Source organism: Saccharothrix sp. HUAS TT1, from assembly GCF_040744945.1.
Lineage (GTDB): Bacteria > Actinomycetota > Actinomycetes > Mycobacteriales > Pseudonocardiaceae > Actinosynnema.
The window spans coordinates 2,985,998-3,002,690 of record NZ_CP160453.1 but is presented as its reverse complement, the minus strand read 5'-3'; the positions used below and the strand labels follow the sequence as shown (position 1 = coordinate 3,002,690).

Below are 16,693 nucleotides of genomic sequence, written 5' to 3'. Positions count from 1 at the left end.
ATGTGGTGCTCGTGGCGAACGGTACTCGGTCAGCAGGTGGCCGGGCCCAGCTCATGCTTCCTGGTCGGAGCCCGAGAACTGCCACGCCACGGCGGCGGACGAGGCGACCTCGATGACCGGGTCCAGGCCGAAGCCGAGCGCCTAGGCGAACCGGGCGCCGCCGTCCACGTGCAGCACGGCGCCGGTGACGAACGGGTTGGTCACGGCGTAGTGGACGGCCTGCGCGACGTCCTCCGGCCGCCCGACGCCGCCGGTCAGGGCGCGGTCGCCGGCGGTGGCCAGGAACTCCGGCGGCCAGGCGCCCGAGTCGACGATGCCGGGCGAGACGGCGTTGACCCGGACCGGCGCCAGGTCGACGGCCAGGGCTTCCACCAGGAACCGCACCGCGCCGTTGGTCACGGCCATGACGGCCCGGTCGCGCTGCGGTCGCCACGCCGCGAAACCGGAGAACACCGTCAACGACCGCGTGACGCGCAGGTGCTTGGCCAGCAGCAGCGGCCCGACGACCTTCGCGTCGAACGCCCGGCGGATGCCGTCGGCGTCGAGGTCGCGCAGCGGTCCGTTGGCGGGCATGGCGGCGGTGGAGACGACGTGGTCGACCTCGCCGACGGTCTCGGCGAACTCGGCGACGCCGCGCTCGTCGGCGAGGTCGAGGCGCGTGCCGTGCCGGGGGCTGGCGGTGATGACGTCCGCGCCCAGCGCGGTGAAGCTCTCGGCCAGGTGCCGCCCGAGGTGGGAGCCCCCGATGACGACGACGCGGGTGTCCTGCAGTGAATCGGTCACCGGTTAAAGGTGCTTGACCAGCGGACATAAATCCAATGCATCCTCTGCACGCAACCCATTACCTCAGCTCATCAGCGCGTCCGCCCGCGTGGTCCGCATGTGCAGGACGTGCCGCCCCTCGCGCCGCGTGGTCACCAGCCGGGCCGCCCGCAGCACGCCGATGTGCTGGGACACCGCGCCCGCCGTGACGCCGAGCGCCGCCGCCAGGTCGGTCGTGCTCCTCGGCGCTTCGAGCAGCGCGAGCAGGTGCGCCCGGGTGCGGCCGATCAGGGCGGCCAGGTCGTGCGGCGCGCCCCGGTCCTCCCACAGCGCGCCGATGCCGCGCGCCGGGTAGCGCAGCACGCCCTGGCCGACGGGGTCGAGCGCGATCCACGCCTTCGGCCAGCAGAACACGCTGGGGCACAGCACGAGCCCGTGCTCGGCCAGGTCGACCCGGTGCTCCGGCTTGCGGTGCAGCACCAGTTCGCCGTCCGCCCAGGCGACCTCCGGGTGCAGGTCGTGGAACACCGCCTCGACACCCTTGTCGGCCAACGTCGCGGCGCGCGCGGCGATGTCGGCTTCGAGGACGGCGGTGATGCGCTCCCAGTGCGGCGCGATGAGCCGTTCGTGGCAGCGGCGGATGACATCGGCCTCCGGGCGCGCGACGTGCCGCAGCTCGGCCTCCAGGCCGGGCATCCGCACGTCCGGCACCGGCATCAGGTCGGCCGGTTTCGCCGGGCCGTCCAACCGGGCCAGCAGCGCGTCCAGGCCGGCGATGCCGTCGACCCGCTCCCGCGCCCACCGCACCCACGGCAGGTGCACGGCATGAGCGCCCGGCGTGCGCAGACCGTCGACCGCCATGACGGTCTCGAACACCGGGGAGTAGGCGAACCGCACCTTGGCCAGCCCCACCCCGGCGAGCCGAACCCACACCGCCACGCCGACCCCGTTCCGCGCGGCCCGCCGTCGCGACCGGGCCTCGACGCCATTGTCACACCCCGTCCGGGGGCAGGGCCTGCCCCACCTCCGGGCGCGGGGCCCGCACCAGTGATCCCGCGGGCGGGTGCTGCGGGGCGCGCCGCTGTGGGCGAAGCCGTTCAAGTTCGCGGTGTCGCCGGCGGTCTACTCGGCCAGCCTGTCGTGGATGTTGTCCTTGCCGCACAAGGGGAAGCGGTGGACGTCCGGCACCGCGACGTTCATCGCGGTCATCATGTTCGTGGAGGTCGGGCTGATCGCCGTCCAGGCGGGCCGGGGCATGTTCACCCACTACAACACCTCCGACGACCCGCTGAACCGGTTCACGCAGGTCACGTTCGGCACTGCGATCCCGGCCGTGTTCCTGGCGAACACGGCCTGCAGGTGATGATCCTGCTGGTCCTGGGGCTGATCGCGCTCGGCCTGGCCGAACGGGTCCGCACCCGCCTGGTCGCCGTGGCCGCGCTCGGCCACACCGGGCTGTTCGGGCTGCTGGTGTGGCAGGCGCTGCGCGGTGAGCCGCTGGTCCACCCCGGCGGCACGACGGTGGCCGCCCTGGCCGGGCTCGTCGTGGTCGTGGCCGCCGGGGCGGTGGTCGCGCTCAGGAGCGGAAGGGCAGTTCCCCGGCCAGCGCGGCAACCGGTCCCGCGACGATGATCGCGGGCGGGCGGATGCCGTGCTCGGCGATGTCGGCGGCCAGCGAGGCCAGCGTGGACCGCACCACCTTCTGCGTCCGGGTGCTGCCCTCCTGGATCACCGACACCGGCGTGCCGCCCGGGCGGCCCGCCATCAGGGCGTCCGCGAACGCCGCCGCCCGCTCCACCCCCATCAGGATCACGACCGTGCCGCTCAACCGCGCCAGCGCCGACCAGTCGACCAGCGACCGCGGGTCGTCCGGCGCGACGTGCCCGGACACGACCACCACCTCGTGCGCGACGCCGCGGTGCGTCACCGGCACGTCGGCCAGCGCCGGCACGCCGAACGCGCTGGTCACCCCCGGCACGACGGTGACCGGCACGCCTGCCTCGGCGCACGCGACCAGCTCCTCGAAACCCCGCCCGAACACGTACGGGTCGCCGCCCTTGAGGCGCACCACGAACCGGCCGGCCTTCGCGTGCTCGACCAGCGTGGTGTTGATGAAGTCCTGCGTCGCCGCCCGGCCGTACGGGATCTTCGCCGCGTCCACCACCTCGACGTGCGGCGGCAGCTCGTCCAGCAGCTCGCGCGGCGCGAGCCGGTCGGCCACCACGACGTCCGCCCTGGCCAGCAGCCGGCGACCGCGCACGGTGATCAGGTCCGGGTCGCCGGGACCGCCGCCGACGAGCGCCACCCCGGCCGGCTGGTCGTGGTGGTCGGCGGTGGAACCGTCGCGCAACGCCGAGAGCAGGCCGTCCCGCACGCTCGCCGAGCGGCGGTGCTGCCCGCCCGCGAGGACGCCCAGCAGCAGGCCGTCGTGCTCGCCGACCGCCGGCGTCACCGCGGTGCCCTTCACCGCCACGTCGGCGCGCACGCAGAACACGCGGCGCTCCTCGGCGTCCGCCGCGACCTTGGCGTTCACCTCGGTCGAGGAGGTGCAGGCCAGCACGTACCAGGCGCCGTCCAGGTCGCCGTCGGCGTACTCCCTGGCCTGCCACGCGGCCTCGCCGCCGTCGACGATCCCCTGGACCGACGGCGTCACCTCGGGCGAGATCACCTCGACCCTGGCGCCCGCCGCGACCAGCCTGGGCAGCCTGCGCTGCGCGACCGTGCCGCCGCCGACGACGACGACCCGCCGGCCGGTCAGGTCCAGGCCCACGAGGTAGTGCTGTTCACCGTGCATGGGTAGAAGCATCCACACCGGACATGTCCTGTCCAACACGGGTGCTCCACATCACGGCGCGGACCCGCGACCGGGGAGAGCCCGGCCGCGAGCCCGCGCGGGTGACTACAGCTGCGCGGTGATCACCGAGTAGTACGACGCGATCCGCGCGTACACGCCGGGGTAACCGGCGAGGGCGCAGCCGCGGCCGAACGAGGTGGCGCCGATGAGCTTGCCGCCCGCCACCAGCGGACCGCCCGAGTCGCCCTGGCAGGTGTCGGTGCCGCCCTGCGGGTAGCCCGCGCACACCATCGACGTGTTGCTGTAGTTGGAGTACGCCGTGCGGCAGGTCGCGTCGGACGTCACCGGCACGGTCGCGCCGAGCAGGTACCGCGACGCCGAGCCGCCCGAGGACGTGGTGCCCCAGCCGTAGATGCGCGCGCTCGTGTTGGCCGCGTACAGGGCGGTGTCGGACGGAGTGGCCAGCGGCAGGTAGGTGGAGTTGATGCTGGTGCCCAGGGTCAGCACCGCGACGTCGTAGCCGGAGCTGGCGGTCCGGTAGCTGGGGTGCACCCAGATGGAGCTCACCGTGGCCACGGTGCCCGCCGTGCTCTGCTTGTCGTCACGGCCGTGCACCACGCGGGTGCTGGACGCGCTGCGACCGCTCACGCAGTGCGCGGCGGTCACCACCTTGTTGGCCTTGACCAGCGTGCCGCCGCAGAACTGGCCGCCGGTGCTGGTGGCCAGGTAGACCACCCACGGGTAGGTGCTGGTCGACACGCGGGAGCCGCCGACGATGAACGGCGACACACCGGTGTCGGACGTCTCGGCCGACGCGGGCGCGACGGTCATCAGGCCGATCGCGGCCACGGCGGCGGCCAGCGCGGTGATCAGGCGATGCAGGGTTTTCGCCATGTCGGTCCTCTCAGTGCAGGGACGCCCCTGTTCCGGGCGCACCTCCAGCTAGGACCAAGACGGCGGCAGCGACAACCGCCTTTCGACGGTCCCTGACGACTTCACAGTTGACGAGTGACGCCTGTCACACGAACGACATCCGCCCGAATCGGCCCCGCAACGACCGGTCCCGCGCCCGCGTCCACGAACGCCACCGCCGCGCCCTCCTCGGCCAACCGCACCGCGCCGTCGGCCCGCACCCGCGTGCCCGGCCGCAGCAGGTGCCGCACCTGCGCCACGCACTCCTCGCTGCCCACCACGACCGACGCCCGCCGCAGCTCCGCCTCGGCCCGCGGCGTCCGCTCGTCCGCGCCGCCGGGGCCCAGGCCCACCAGCGCCAACCGGCCGCGCGGCAGCACCCGGGCGGCGGCGACGGTCACCCCGTCGCCCTTCACCTTCTCCGCCGCGATCTCCACCCGACCGCCGCCGGACAGCTCCGCCGCGCCGCGCAGCGCCGCCGCCTCGGCCACGCTCGGGATGCCGATGGCCAGCTCCGCCGGGTTCGGCACCGGGATCACCGCCAGCTCCTCGCCCGGGTAGGCCAGCAGCGGCGCGGTGGTCGAGTCGTGCCAGAAGCCCCAGTCCTCCAGGGCGTCCGCGATGCCCTGCTCGGCGACCTTGCGGTCCAGCGTGGCGAAGGCCCGGACGGCCCGCAGGTCCAGCCCGCGCTGCTCCTCCAGCCGCGCCAGCGCCGCCGACACCGCCGCCGCCGACACGCCCGTGCCCGACCCGACGCCCACGACCAGCGTGCGCGGCACGACCCGCACCACGTGGTCGTCCACCGGGCCCTTCGGCACCCGGTCGTCCACCAGCACCGTCCACGCCGCCCCGTGACCCGCGCCGACCACCACGTTGTCCGGCAGCGCGGGCAGCGGGAACCCCAGCGGGTTGGCCAGCGCCACCGGCTCGCCGAGCCGCACCGCCTCGCCGCACCCGGCCAGGTCGCCCCCCACGGTGGCGTCCAGCAGCTCCACCAGCTCGTCCAGCGGCGAGTCCACCGCGGCGGAGGTGGTCACGGCCTGCGCGCCGAGCACGTCGGCGATCCGCCCCGCGAGCGCGTCCGAGCCGCCCAGCAGCGCCACAGCGAACCCGCCGTCCACGCACACCACGCCCGGATCGGCGCGCTCGTCGCGCAGCAGCGGCGCGACCAGCCGCACGGTCGCCCCCGTGCCCAGGAAGAACACCGCCGAGCCCAGCCGCGGCCACAGCGCGCGCAACGCGGGGCCGATCGGCCCGTCCGGCACCACCGCGTCCGGCCCGAGGAACCCGGCCAGCTCGACCGCGGCCCGCCGCCCCCGCTCGCCGGCGGCGAACACCCCGATCACGCCTTCTTCACCCCCCACAGCACGGTCACCGGGTTGGTGGCCAGCAACGTGCCGCCGGTCAGCCGGGCGGCGGCCACCTGGCTGCCCTCGACCTGGTAACCGGCCTCCAGCAGGGCGTCCCGCGCGGGCAGCACGCGGTCCAGGTCGGGGGTCGCCACCACGACCCGCCGGGCGCCGGACCGCGCGGACCGCCGCACCACCTCCGCGCCGCCACCACCGACGAACACCGCGTCCGGCCGGGGCAGCTCGCCCGCGTCGTCCAGGGCCGCCTCGACCACCCGCACGTCCACGCCGTGCGCGGAGGCGTTGGCGATGATCCGCACGCACTGCACGGGGTCGCGTTCCACCGCGACCACCGCCGCGCCCAGCCGCGCGCACTCGACGCCGATCGCGCCCGGACCCGCGCCGACGTCCCACACCAGCACGCCGGGGCGCGGGGCGAGCCTGGCCAGCACCAGCGCCCGCACCTCGGCCACCGCGACCATGCCGTCGCGGTGCGCGAAGTCGTCGTCCGGCAGCGCCCAGCCCTCGCCCGCGGGCGCGAAGCCCTGCTCCGCCAGGCACAGGACCGGGACCGGCTCGGGCCACGGCCGCGCCACCGCGTCCGCCGGGTCCACAGTGGACACACCGGCGGCGGAGGGCACCACCAGCGACCGCCGCCACCCGGCCAGCCCGCTCGCCAGCTCCGCCGGGTCGGCGCCGGAGACGACGACGGCGGGCCGCGCCCGGCACACGTTCACCGCGTGGCGCGGGCCCAGCGCCGCCGCGTCCACGACGGCGACCTCGTCCCAGGAACGACCGGCGTCGGTGACGAACCGGTGCAGCGCGACGACGTCCACGTCAGTTCACGCGCTTGTTCTTCTTGGCCCGCGGGCGCGGCGTCGTGCTCGCCTGCACCGTCGTGGGCTTGCGCTTCGCGGCGGCGGCGACCACCGGCTTGGGCTTGGGCCCGGCCTCCTCGGCCTCCGGGGTCGCGGCGGCCGGGGCCTCGTCCACGACCAGCTCCAGCAGCGGCAGGCCGACCGGCTCGGCCTTCGGCTTCGCCTGACCGGACCGCTTGGTGCGCGCCGTCTCCTGCCAGTCGTGCACCGCCGACCACGCCGCCGCCGACGGCGACTCGCCCGCCTGCGGCGCCGCCGGCCGGCTCGCGCGCTTGGACCACTTCGACGGCCGCACCCGGCGCACCGGCTCGTCGCCGTCGACCACCGCGGCCCGGCGGCGCGGCGCCGGCGGCGCGAGCACCTTGCCGACCAGGAACAGCGTGGTGCGGTAGAGCTTGTGCTCCTTGACGCACGCCTCCAGCTCGCCCAGCGTGGTCTGCGCGACCGTCTCGTCGGGCAGGGAAACCTTGTAGGCCACCACGACCGGCGTGTCGTCGGGGTAGCCGCCGGCGCGCAGCCGCTCGACCAGCAGGCCGGCGCGCGCGCCCGACGCGGAGATCGCCATCGTGGTGCCGTGCGCGGCGAACTCGTCCACGTGCTCGGCGGTCTCGGGCCCGACCAGCAGCACCGACTGCGCGACGTCCGAAGTGGTCAGCTCGCGGCCGACGGCCGCCGCCGCCGCGGACACCTGCGACACGCCCGGCACGACCTCGGTCTCCAGGCCGAGCCTGCGGCAGGCGTCCTGCTGCTCGCTCAGGCCGCCCCACAGGGTCGGGTCGCCCGCGTGCAGCCGCACCACCTTCAGCTTGGCCGCCGACGCCCGCCGGTACAGCTCCACCACCTCGGGCTCGGCCACCCGGGAGAAGTCGACCAGCTCGGCGTCCGCGCGGGCGTGCTCGCGCACGCACTCGACCTCGACCGCGCTCGGCGCCCACAGCACGACGTCGGCCTCGGCTATCCGCTTCGCGCCGCGCACGGTGATGAGATCGGCGGCGCCCGGACCGGCGCCCACGAAGGAGACCCGACCAGTCATCACAACTGCTCCCCACGACGTGTTCGGCTTGGTGGGCAAGGACCGTACCGCGCGGACGCGATCCACTATCGAGTGGCCTCGGAGCGCGCGGACTCGCTCGCGCAGGCCCGCACGAAGCGGGTCACGGCCCCCGGCGCGGACGCCGGGTGGGTGTGCAGGTACGACGCGTGGACCCGGCCGAGCACGAAGCCCTCGGCGACCGGGCGCAGGTCGTGGCCGCGCCACTGCCAGGCCGGTTTCGCGCCGTGCGGCACGCTCAGCGCGGTGCGGTGGAACTCGTGGCCGGTGATCCGCGCGCCCGCGCGGGCCAGCACCGAGTCCCGCGGCGCGACGGCGTCGCGGTAGCCGAGGGTGAGCCGGGACGTCATCGCGCCGTCGGCGTCGACCACGCCGCACATCGGCGCGCCGTCCAGGGACTTCGCCAGGTACAGCAGGCCGCCGCACTCGGCGTGCACCGGCGCGCCGGCGCGGGCCAGCGCGGTGACGGCGGCGCGCAGCCCCTCGTTGGCCGACAGCTCGGCCGCGTGCTGCTCGGGGAAACCGCCGGGCAGCACCAGGCCGGCCGTGCCGGTGGGCAGGTCCTCGTCGCGCAGCGGGTCGACCACGACGACGTCCGCGCCCGCCGCGGCCAGCAGCTCGACCTGTTCGGCGTAGCCGAACGTGAACGCCGCGCCGCCCGCCACCGCGACCGTCGGCGCGCCGGCGACCGGTTCGACCTCGGCGCGCGGGTCCCACGGCTGCACGGCCATCGCGGGCGCCTCGGCGGCCAGGGCGCGGACCGCGGCCAGGTCGACGTGCCGGGCGACGGCGTCGGCGATGGCGTCCACGGCGGCGGTGGCGGCCGGTCCGTGCTCGGCCGCGGTGACCAGGCCGAGGTGGCGGGACGGCAGCGCGAACCGGTCGTCGCGCGGCAGCACGCCCACCACCTCCAGCCCGACCTCCGCGCACGCGCCGCGCAGCACCTGCTCGTGCCGGGCCGAGCCGACCTGGTTGAGCACCACGCCGCCGAGCCGCACGGTCGGGTCGTAGCCGCGGAACCCGTGCAGCAGGGCGGCGAGGCTGCGGCTCTGGCCGCGCGCGTCGACCACGAACAGCACGGGCGCGGACAGCAGCTTGGCGACGTGCGCGGTGGACCCGATGCCCTCGGTGTCCACCCGGCCGTCGAACAGGCCCATCACGCCTTCCACCACGGCCAGGTCGCAGCCGCGCGCGCCGTGCGCGAACAGGCTCGCCACCCGGTGCTCGCCGACCATGACCGGGTCGAGGTTGCGGCCCGGCCGGCCGGTGGCCACCGAGTGGTAGCCGGGGTCGATGTAGTCCGGGCCGACCTTGAACGGCGCGACCCGGTCGCCCGCGCGGCGCAGCGCGGCCATCAGGCCGGTCGCCACGGTGGTCTTGCCGCTGCCCGACGCGGGCGCGGCGACCACCAGCCGGTTCACCACTCGATCCCCTTCTGCCCCTTCTGACCCGCGTCCATGGGGTGCTTGACCTTGGTCATCTCCACCACCAGGTCGGCGGCGTCGACCAGTGTGGCGGGAGCGTGCCGGCCGGTGATGACGACGTGCTGGTGCCCGGGCCGGTTCTTCAGGGTGTCGACGACTTCGGCCACGTCGACCCAGCCCCAGTGCAGCGGGTAGGTGAACTCGTCGAGCACGTACAGGCCGTGCCGCCCGGCCGCCAGCCGGCGGGCGATCTCCTGCCAGCCCTCGCGGGCGGCGGCGGCGTGGTCGTCCTCGCTGCCCTGCTTGCGGGTCCAGGACCAGCCCTCGCCCATCTTGTGCCACTCGACCGGACCTCCCTCGCCGGTCTGCTCGTGCAGCCTGCCGAGGGCGCGGAACGCCGACTCCTCGCCGACCTTCCACCTGGCCGACTTCACGAACTGGAACACGCCGATGGACCAGCCCTGGTTCCAGCCGCGCAGGGCCAGGCCGAAGGCGGCGGTGGACTTGCCCTTCATCTCGCCGGTGTGCAGCACGACCAGCGGTCGGTTGCGGCGCTGCCTGGTGGTGAGGCCGTCGGCGGGCACGACGGACGGTTGACCTTGGGGCACTTTCGACGCTCCTACGCGACTCGGGTGGTGGTGGGGTGGGCCGGTCGTGCCGTCACGCGGCCCGCGCGGCGCGCACGACGCCGGCGACCTGGTCCGCGGACAGCTCCTCCAGGCGCAGGCACGCCGCCCCGAGAGCACCTGCCACCGCGGCGGCCAGGCCGAGCCGGATCGGGCCGTGCTCGCAGTCGACCACGACGGACGCCACGCCGTCGGCGGCCACCAGCCCGGCCGCGCGCAACGCGTCCCGCAGCGGGTCGCCGCCGGTGCCCGCGGCCGTCGCGCGGCCGTCGGTGAGCAGCACCAGCAGCGGCCGGCGGCGGGGGTCGCGGACCCGTTCCACCTCCAGCACGCGGCGGGCCCGCAGCAGGCCGTCCGCCAGCGGGGTCCGGCCGCCGGTGCGCAGCGCGCGCAGCCTGGCCGCCGCCGCGTCCACCGAGTTCGTCGGCGGCAGGGCGACCCGGGCCTCCCGGCCGCGGAACGTCACCACGCCGACCTTGTCGCGCCGCTGGTAGGCGTCGCGGAGCAGGGAGATCACCGCGCCGCTGACCGCCGACATCCGCTGCCGGGCGGCCATCGAGCCGGACGCGTCGACCACGAACAGCACGAGGTTGCCCTCCTTGCCCTCGCGGACCGACAGCCGCAGGTCCGCGCCGCGCAGCTCCAGGCCGGGGCCCCGCCTGCCGCGGGCGGTCTGGTGCGGCGCGGCGGCGGCGAGCGTGCCGAGGAGGTGCAGCCCGGTTCCGTCCACAGTGGACGAGCGGACCACCCGGCCGGTGCGGGCCCGGGCGCGGGAGCGCTTGCCCGGCGCGCCCTCGCCGACGCCCGGTACCTGCAGCAGCCGGGCGCGGAACGCGGGCGCGGGGGCGTGCGACCGCTCGGCCGAGCCGCCGCCCCGACCGTCCGGAGTGGACTCCGACGGCTCGTCGGGCGGGACCGAGCCGCCACCGTCCGGGCCGCCGCCGTCGTCGGGACCACCGTCGTCCGGGCCGCCGTCGTCGGGTCCTTCGGGGTCGTCCGGGGGTTCCTGGGCGGCGTCGGCGCCCTGCTGGAGGGCGTCGTTCAGCTGCTCCTCCTCCAGGCCCGGCTCGTCGAACGGGTCGCGGCGCTTGCGGTGCGGCAGCGCCAGCCGCACGGCCGCCTCCACGTCCTCCTCCGCCACCTCGGCCGCGCCGCGCCAGGCGGCGTGCGCGGTCGCCGTGCGGGCCACCACGAGGTCCGCCCGCATCCCGTCCACCTCGAACGCGGCGCAGATGCCCGCGATGCGGCGCAGCTCCGCGTCCGGCAGCAGCACGCCGGGCAGCCGGTCGCGGGCCGCGACGATCCGGCGGGCCAGCTCGGCGTCCGCCTCGGCCCAGCGGGCGGCGAACCCGTCGGGGTCGGCCTCGTAGGCCAGCCGCCGCCGCACCACCTCGGCCCGGGTCGGCACGTCCCGCGCGGCGCGGACCGCGACCGCGAGGCCGAAGCGGTCCAGCAGCTGCGGGCGCAGCTCGCCCTCCTCCGGGTTCATCGTGCCCACCAGGAGGAACGACGCGGCGTGCGACACGGACACGCCCTCGCGCTCGACGTGCGCGCGACCCATGGCGGCGGCGTCGAGCAGCAGGTCGACCAGGTGGTCGTGCAGGAGGTTGACCTCGTCCACGTACAGCACGCCCCGGTGCGCGGCGGCGAGCAGGCCGGGCTGGTAGGCGCGGACGCCCTCGGTCAGCGCGCGCTCCAGGTCCAGCGAGCCGATCAACCGGTCCTCGGTCGCGCCGACCGGCAGCTCCACCAGCCGCGCCGGGCGCCGTTGCGAGCCCTGGTCGTGCGGGCCGTCGGGGCAGTCGGCCGGCGCCGCCGGGTCGCAGCCGAACCGGCAGCCCGGCGCCACGTCCAGCTCGGGGAGCAGCGCGGCGAGGGCGCGCACCACGGTCGACTTCGCGGTGCCCTTCTCACCTCGCACCAGCACCCCGCCGATAGCGGGGTGCACGGCGTTGAGCAACAGGGCCGTGCGGAGGTCGTCGTGGCCGACGACAGCGGAAAAGGGGAAACGCGCGCCCATGCGGCGGTGTCCTTCCTCGGGTGTCCACGCCCGTGTCCGGTCGATGAGTCGGGGGTCGAGTTCCTGACTCCCGGCTCCTCGGTCCGGTCACAGTGGCGGGACCGTGCCGGATTCGCACCGGCTTCCTCGCGCACCCCCTCTACAGCCTGGGCATCGTCGCACTTCGCCCGGCGGGCTCCAAGTCCCCGGCCGGCGCCTCGCGGGCGAGGGAGATCACACCCGCCCGTGCCCGAAGCACGCCCGGACACCCGCTCCGGCGCGGCGACCAGCGGCAGCGCGGCCAGCACGTGGTCGAACAGGGCGCCCGCGAACGTGACCACCCTCTCGTCCACCACGGCCCGGCGGACCCTCTTCGGCCGGCGCTTGACAGGAGCGGGCCGGCAGTCCGTTGTGGTAGCCGACGGAAGAACGGACCACTGGTCCATTCAGGTTGCGAGGAGGCTCGGTGCGCGCGGTGCGGTTCCACGAGTTCGGTCCGGCGGACGTGCTCGGCGTCGAAGAGGTGCCCGACCCGGTCGCCGGACCCGGTCAGGTGCTGGTCCGCGTCACGGCGATCGGGCTGAACTACGGCGAGACGGTCATCCGGTCGGGCAAGGCCGGCGGGGTCGTGCCCTGGCTCGACCTCACGCCCGGCGCGCTCGGCGGCGAGGTGGTCGGCGTGACCGCCGACGGCAGGCGGCTGATCGGGTTCGCGCAGGGCCAGGGCTACGCCGAGCAGGCCCTGCTGCCCGAGGACGCGCTCCAGGTGCCCGACGGCGTCACCGACCACGAGGCGCTGGCGCTGCACATGCAGGGCGCGACGGCGGTGGCCGCGATGGGCGCGGCCCGGCTCGTCGCCGGTGAGCGGGTGCTGGTCGAGGCGGCGGCCGGCGGCGTCGGCAGCCTGCTGGTCCAGCTGGCGGCCCGGGAGGGCGCGACGGTGGTGGCCGCCGCGCGGGGCGCGGAGAAGCTGGCGCTGGCCCGCGAACTGGGCGCGCACGAGGTCGTCGACTACGGCGAGCCGGACTGGCCCACCCGGGTCGAGCCGGTGGACGTGGCGCTGTCCTCGGTCGGCGGCGCGGTCGGGCGGCAGTCGTTCGAGCTGCTGCGCGACGGCGTCGGCCGGTTCGTCGTGTACGGCTTCGCCAGCGGCGAGCTGGTGGACGTGGGCGCGGCCGACGTGTTCCGCAAGGGCGTCGCCCTGGTCGGCTTCGGCAACCCCATGACGCCGGACAACACCCGACGCGCCTTCGACCTCGACGTGCGCCCGGTGCTCGGCGAGGCGCTACCGCTGGCCGACGCCGTCCGCGCCCACGAACTGCTGGAGAGCCGCGCCACCACCGGCAAGCTCGTCCTGGTCCCCTAGCTCGACCGGGACGGCCAGCGGCGCGCGGAACGACAGCAGGCCCAGCATCGGCGGCGGTCCGGTCGAGGCCAGGCGCAGGTCCGGGAACCGCCGCGCGGTCTCCCGCAGCACCACCTCCGCCTCCAGCCTGGCCAGGCCCGCGCCGAGGCAGAAGTGCCTGCCGTGGCCGAACGCCAGGTGCTTGCGGGCGTTCGGCCTGGCCGGGCAGAACCGCTCGGGGTCGGCGAAGACCTCCGGGTCCGAGCCGCTGCCCGCGAGCATCAGCAGCAGCGGGGCGCCCGCCGGGACGGCCACCCCCGAGAGGGTGACCGGCTCGGCGGCGACCCGCCGCCACGTGCTCACCGGCGGGTCGCGCCGCAGCACCTCCTCCACGCACGCGGCGGCCATGCCCGGCTCGTCGAGCCGGGACCACAGGTCGCCGTGCCGCAGCACCGCGTGGAACGCCGAGCACAGCAGCTGCGTCGTCGTCTCCTGGCCCGCGATCAGCAGGAAGTAGCAGAGGCCGGCCGCGTCCCGGACCGGCACGCCCTGCGCCCGCAGCGCGCCGAACAGGTCGTCGCCGGCCGGGTCGGCGGCCTTGACCCGGGCGGTCAGCCACCGGTGGAACCCGGCCGCCGGGCGGGCCAGCTCGTGCTGCCGCGCCACCGTCACGTCACCCCAGAACAGCTCCAACGACGCCGTGCTCCACGCCTTGAGCGCGTCGACGTCGACGTCCCGGATGCCCATGACCTCCAGCAGCACGACCGCGGGCAGGTCGCGGGCCAGCACCGGGTGCAGGTCGACCCGCCCGGACAGGCCGGCCAGCCGGGCGGCGACCAGCTCGGCGATCCGCGGCCCCATCGCCGCGACCCGCGCCGGGGTGAGGAACCCGGCCACCAGCCGGCGCAGGGCGGCGTGCGTGCCGGTGCCGTTGTTGGCCAGCGTCGGCGGCAGCGAGAACCCGGCCCTGGCCAGCTCCCGCAGCACCGGCCCCGGCATGCCGACCACCGCGGTCAGCGCGTTGTCCGGCCGGAAGCGGACCGGGTCGGCCAGCACCGCGCGCACGTCGTGGTAGCGGCTGACCAGCCACAACCCGGTGCGCTCGTCCCGGTGGACCGGCGCGTCCTCGCGCAGCGAGCGCAGGTCGGCAGGCTCCGGCTGGAAGAGGTCCACGCCGGCACCGTAGCGGCCGGATGCGACACTGCCGGCGTGAGCGTGCGCACAGGTGACTCGGTGTTCGACTGGATCGACACGCGGGCCGAGGCCCGCGCGAAGGCCGGTCTGGCCCGCCGGGTCCGACCGCGCCCGGCCGACTCGACGAACCTCGACCTGGCCTCCAACGACTACCTCGGCCTGGCCCGCGACAAGCGGGTGACCGGCGCCGCCGCGGCGGCCTCGCTGCGCTGGGGCGCCGGTTCGACCGGCTCGCGGCTGGTCACCGGCTCCACCGAGCTGCACACCGAGCTGGAGTACGAGCTGGCGAACTTCTGCGGCGCGCAGTCGGCGCTGGTGTTCTCCTCGGGCTACGCGGCGAACCTCGGCGCGCTGACCGCGTTGACCGGACCCGGCACGGCGATCGTCGCCGACCAGCACATCCACGCCTCGCTGATCGACGGCACCAGGTTGTCCAAGGCGGACGTCGTGGTCGCCGGGCACTGCGACGTCGACCAGGTCACGCACGCCCTGGCCACCCGAGGCAAGAGGCGCGCGCTGGTGGTGACCGACTCGGTGTTCTCCGTGGACGGCGACCTCGCGCCGCTGGCCGAACTGGCCGCGGCCTGCCGCGAGCACGACGCCGCGCTGGTCGTGGACGACGCGCACGGCCTCGGCGTGCTCGGTGACGGCGGTCGCGGCGCGGTGCACGCGGCGGGCCTGGCCAAGGCGCCCGACGTGGTGACCACGGTGACGCTGTCCAAGTCGCTCGGCGCGCAGGGCGGCGCGGTGCTCGGCCCGAGCCGGGTGATCAAGCACCTGGTCGACACCGCGCGCACGTTCATCTTCGACACCGGGCTCGCGCCGGCCAGCGCGGCGGCGTCGCTGGCCGCGCTGAAGGTGCTGCGCGAGGAGCCGGAACGGCCCGCGCGGGCGCTGGAGGTCGCCCAGGAGCTCGCGTTCCGGCTGAAGGAGAAGGGCCTGCGGGTCAGCGCCCCGACGGCGGCCGTCGTGTCCGTGCAGGCGCCCTCGCCCGAGGCCGCGTTCGACTGGGCCGAGGCGTGCCGCGCCCAGGGCGTCGTCGTCGGCTGCTTCCGGCCTCCGTCGGTGCCCGACCGGATCTCCCGGCTCCGCCTGACCGCCCGCGCCGACCTGACCGGGGGCGACGTCGAGCGCGCCGTGCGGGTGATCACGGAGACCGGCGCATCCGCAGGTGCGGTATCCCGTCCTCGATGAACTCCGCGCCCTGCGGCCGGAAGCCGAACGACGCGTAGAAGTCGGCCACGTAGGTCTGCGCGTCCAGCACGCACTCCGCCGTCCCGACCTCGGCCAGCGCCGCCTCCACCAACCGCCGGCTGCACCCCAGGCCGCGGGCGGCGCGGGCGGTGCAGACCCGGCCGATGCGGAACCCGCCGCCCGGCTCCTCCAGCAGCCGCAGGTAGGCCAGGGGCGTGGCCGAGCCGTCGGCCGCCAGCCAGAAGTGCCGGGTGCCCGGCTCCAGGTCGCGCCCGTCCAGTTCCGGGTAGGGGCAGTTCTGCTCCACCACGAACACGTCGACGCGCAGCTTGAGCACGGCGTAGAGCTGGGCGGACGTCAGGTCCGACGACCACTGCCGGCGCAACGTCGCCGGGTACTGGGGTGAGCGCACCCCGCTTTGGTACCACAGTCTCAGATTTGGTCCCGGTACCGGCTCAGCCGCGTGTAGACGCCGGGCTGACCGGGGCGCGCGCAGCCGCGGCCGTACGACACGACGCCGACCAGCTCGCCCGCCACCGTGAGCGGCCCGCCGGAGTCGCCCTCGCAGGCGTCCTTGCCGCCCTCCGGGTAGCCCGCGCACAGCATCCCGCCCGGCCGGTAGTCCGGCACGGCCGCCGCGCACTCGGCGTCGGCGCGGATCGGCAGGTCGACCTCGCGCAGCCGCCCGCTCGGCGCGCTCAGCTCGCCGGTCCGGCCCCAGCCGTAGACCCGGGCCAGGCCGGACGTGGCGTCGGCGACCCGGATCGGCTGGTACGGCAGCGGCGCGGCGAGGGTGAGGGTGGCCACGTCGTCGCCGGTGGACACGCCGGTGAACGCGGGGTGCCGCCATACCGCGACCACGTCGGCCGTCCGGCCGGTCTTGGCCCGCAGGTCGGTCCGGCCGGCGACCACCACCAGGTCGGCCGGTCCCCGGTCCCGCTTGCCGAGCGCGGTCCGCTCGACCGTGCAGTGCGCGGCGGTGACGACCTTGTCCGGCGCGATCAGCGCGCCGCCGCAGAAGAAGTTGCCCGCCGCGTCGAACAGCGCCACCGCCCACGGTGTCGCGGGCGCCTCCCGGCCGCCCACGATCGCGTCCGCGGGCAGCGCGGACAGGACCAGCACGAGAACCGCGAAGACCGGAGCGCTGATGCGCATGGAGCACCCC

16 protein-coding genes, 1 pseudogene and 1 riboswitch are annotated in these 16,693 nt (G+C 75.9%); of the genes and pseudogenes, 4 read left to right on the top strand and 13 right to left on the bottom strand.

Annotated features, from left to right (window positions below; translation table 11 throughout):
• Positions 1-54: 54 nt before the first annotated feature.
• Positions 55-783: pseudogene (locus tag AB0F89_RS14880) on the bottom strand (SDR family oxidoreductase); the annotation flags it as partial.
• Between the two features lie 63 nt (positions 784-846).
• On the bottom strand, positions 847-1,701 hold the full coding sequence (locus tag AB0F89_RS14875) for a DUF5937 family protein (protein WP_367136514.1): 855 nt from the start codon (positions 1,699-1,701) through the stop codon (positions 847-849).
• Positions 1,702-1,825: 124 nt separating this feature from the next.
• Between AB0F89_RS14875 and AB0F89_RS14870 the strand changes: the two genes are divergently transcribed.
• Together AB0F89_RS14870 and AB0F89_RS14865 are read left to right on the top strand one after the other, a co-directional pair.
• Entirely contained in the window at positions 1,826-2,125 is a 300-nt protein-coding gene (locus AB0F89_RS14870) for a hypothetical protein (RefSeq protein ID WP_367136512.1), read from the top strand.
• Positions 2,125-2,394, top strand: a complete 270-nt coding sequence (locus AB0F89_RS14865; RefSeq protein ID WP_367136510.1) for a hypothetical protein — start codon at positions 2,125-2,127, stop codon at positions 2,392-2,394. Before AB0F89_RS14870 ends, AB0F89_RS14865 begins: the two co-directional genes overlap by 1 nt.
• Here AB0F89_RS14865 and cobA read toward each other — a convergent pair.
• From cobA to AB0F89_RS14825, 8 genes are all read right to left on the bottom strand, one after another.
• The gene (gene cobA / locus AB0F89_RS14860) at positions 2,339-3,556 is read right to left on the bottom strand and encodes a uroporphyrinogen-III C-methyltransferase (RefSeq protein WP_367136509.1); all 1,218 of its coding nucleotides are present in this window, start codon (positions 3,554-3,556) and stop codon (positions 2,339-2,341) included. The genes AB0F89_RS14865 and cobA overlap by 56 nt on opposite strands.
• A gap of 105 nt (positions 3,557-3,661) precedes the next feature.
• Positions 3,662-4,450, bottom strand: coding sequence for a trypsin-like serine protease (locus tag AB0F89_RS14855; RefSeq protein ID WP_367136507.1), 789 nt, complete (start codon positions 4,448-4,450; stop codon positions 3,662-3,664).
• Between the two features lie 101 nt (positions 4,451-4,551).
• Positions 4,552-5,814: a cobalamin biosynthesis protein gene (locus AB0F89_RS14850; protein WP_367136505.1), complete on the bottom strand. Its 1,263-nt coding sequence runs from the start codon at positions 5,812-5,814 to the stop codon at positions 4,552-4,554.
• Complete coding sequence (locus tag AB0F89_RS14845) at positions 5,811-6,653, bottom strand: precorrin-6Y C5,15-methyltransferase (decarboxylating) subunit CbiT (protein WP_367136503.1); 843 nt, start codon at positions 6,651-6,653, stop codon at positions 5,811-5,813. The genes AB0F89_RS14850 and AB0F89_RS14845 overlap by 4 nt, the downstream gene beginning before the upstream one ends.
• Before the next feature lies 1 nt (position 6,654).
• Positions 6,655-7,728, bottom strand: coding sequence for a cobalt-precorrin-4/precorrin-4 C(11)-methyltransferase (locus AB0F89_RS14840; protein ID WP_367136502.1), 1,074 nt, complete (start codon positions 7,726-7,728; stop codon positions 6,655-6,657).
• A 65-nt stretch (positions 7,729-7,793) separates the two neighbouring features.
• Entirely contained in the window at positions 7,794-9,167 is a 1,374-nt protein-coding gene (locus AB0F89_RS14835; protein WP_367136500.1) for a cobyrinate a,c-diamide synthase, read from the bottom strand.
• Positions 9,164-9,778 carry a cob(I)yrinic acid a,c-diamide adenosyltransferase gene (cobO, locus tag AB0F89_RS14830; protein WP_367136499.1) on the bottom strand — a complete coding sequence of 205 codons (615 nt, stop codon included), beginning with the start codon at positions 9,776-9,778 and terminating at the stop codon, positions 9,164-9,166. Before cobO ends, AB0F89_RS14835 begins: the two co-directional genes overlap by 4 nt.
• A 52-nt stretch (positions 9,779-9,830) precedes the next feature.
• A complete protein-coding gene (locus tag AB0F89_RS14825; RefSeq protein ID WP_367136498.1) occupies positions 9,831-11,816 on the bottom strand; it encodes a putative cobaltochelatase in 1,986 nt (661 codons plus the stop codon).
• A gap of 56 nt (positions 11,817-11,872) precedes the next feature.
• A riboswitch (cobalamin riboswitch) is annotated at positions 11,873-11,969 on the bottom strand.
• Positions 11,970-12,261: 292 nt separating this feature from the next.
• On the opposite strand from AB0F89_RS14825, the gene AB0F89_RS14820 reads away from it, so the two are divergent.
• Positions 12,262-13,161 carry a zinc-binding alcohol dehydrogenase family protein gene (locus tag AB0F89_RS14820; RefSeq protein ID WP_367136496.1) on the top strand — a complete coding sequence of 300 codons (900 nt, stop codon included), beginning with the start codon at positions 12,262-12,264 and terminating at the stop codon, positions 13,159-13,161.
• Here the strand turns inward: AB0F89_RS14820 and AB0F89_RS14815 are convergent.
• Positions 13,081-14,313 carry a cytochrome P450 gene (locus tag AB0F89_RS14815; protein ID WP_367136494.1) on the bottom strand — a complete coding sequence of 411 codons (1,233 nt, stop codon included), beginning with the start codon at positions 14,311-14,313 and terminating at the stop codon, positions 13,081-13,083. The genes AB0F89_RS14820 and AB0F89_RS14815 overlap by 81 nt on opposite strands.
• Before the next feature lie 36 nt (positions 14,314-14,349).
• Between AB0F89_RS14815 and AB0F89_RS14810 the strand changes: the two genes are divergently transcribed.
• Positions 14,350-15,528, top strand: a complete 1,179-nt coding sequence (locus AB0F89_RS14810; protein ID WP_367136492.1) for an 8-amino-7-oxononanoate synthase — start codon at positions 14,350-14,352, stop codon at positions 15,526-15,528.
• Here the strand turns inward: AB0F89_RS14810 and AB0F89_RS14805 are convergent.
• Both AB0F89_RS14805 and AB0F89_RS14800 read right to left on the bottom strand, forming a co-directional pair.
• Positions 15,482-15,940, bottom strand: a complete 459-nt coding sequence (locus AB0F89_RS14805) for a GNAT family N-acetyltransferase (RefSeq protein ID WP_367136490.1) — start codon at positions 15,938-15,940, stop codon at positions 15,482-15,484. The two genes, AB0F89_RS14810 and AB0F89_RS14805, sit on opposite strands and share 47 nt — an antisense overlap.
• Positions 15,941-15,960: 20 nt before the next feature.
• The gene (locus AB0F89_RS14800) at positions 15,961-16,683 is read right to left on the bottom strand and encodes a trypsin-like serine protease (RefSeq protein WP_367136488.1); all 723 of its coding nucleotides are present in this window, start codon (positions 16,681-16,683) and stop codon (positions 15,961-15,963) included.
• Positions 16,684-16,693 lie beyond the last annotated feature (10 nt).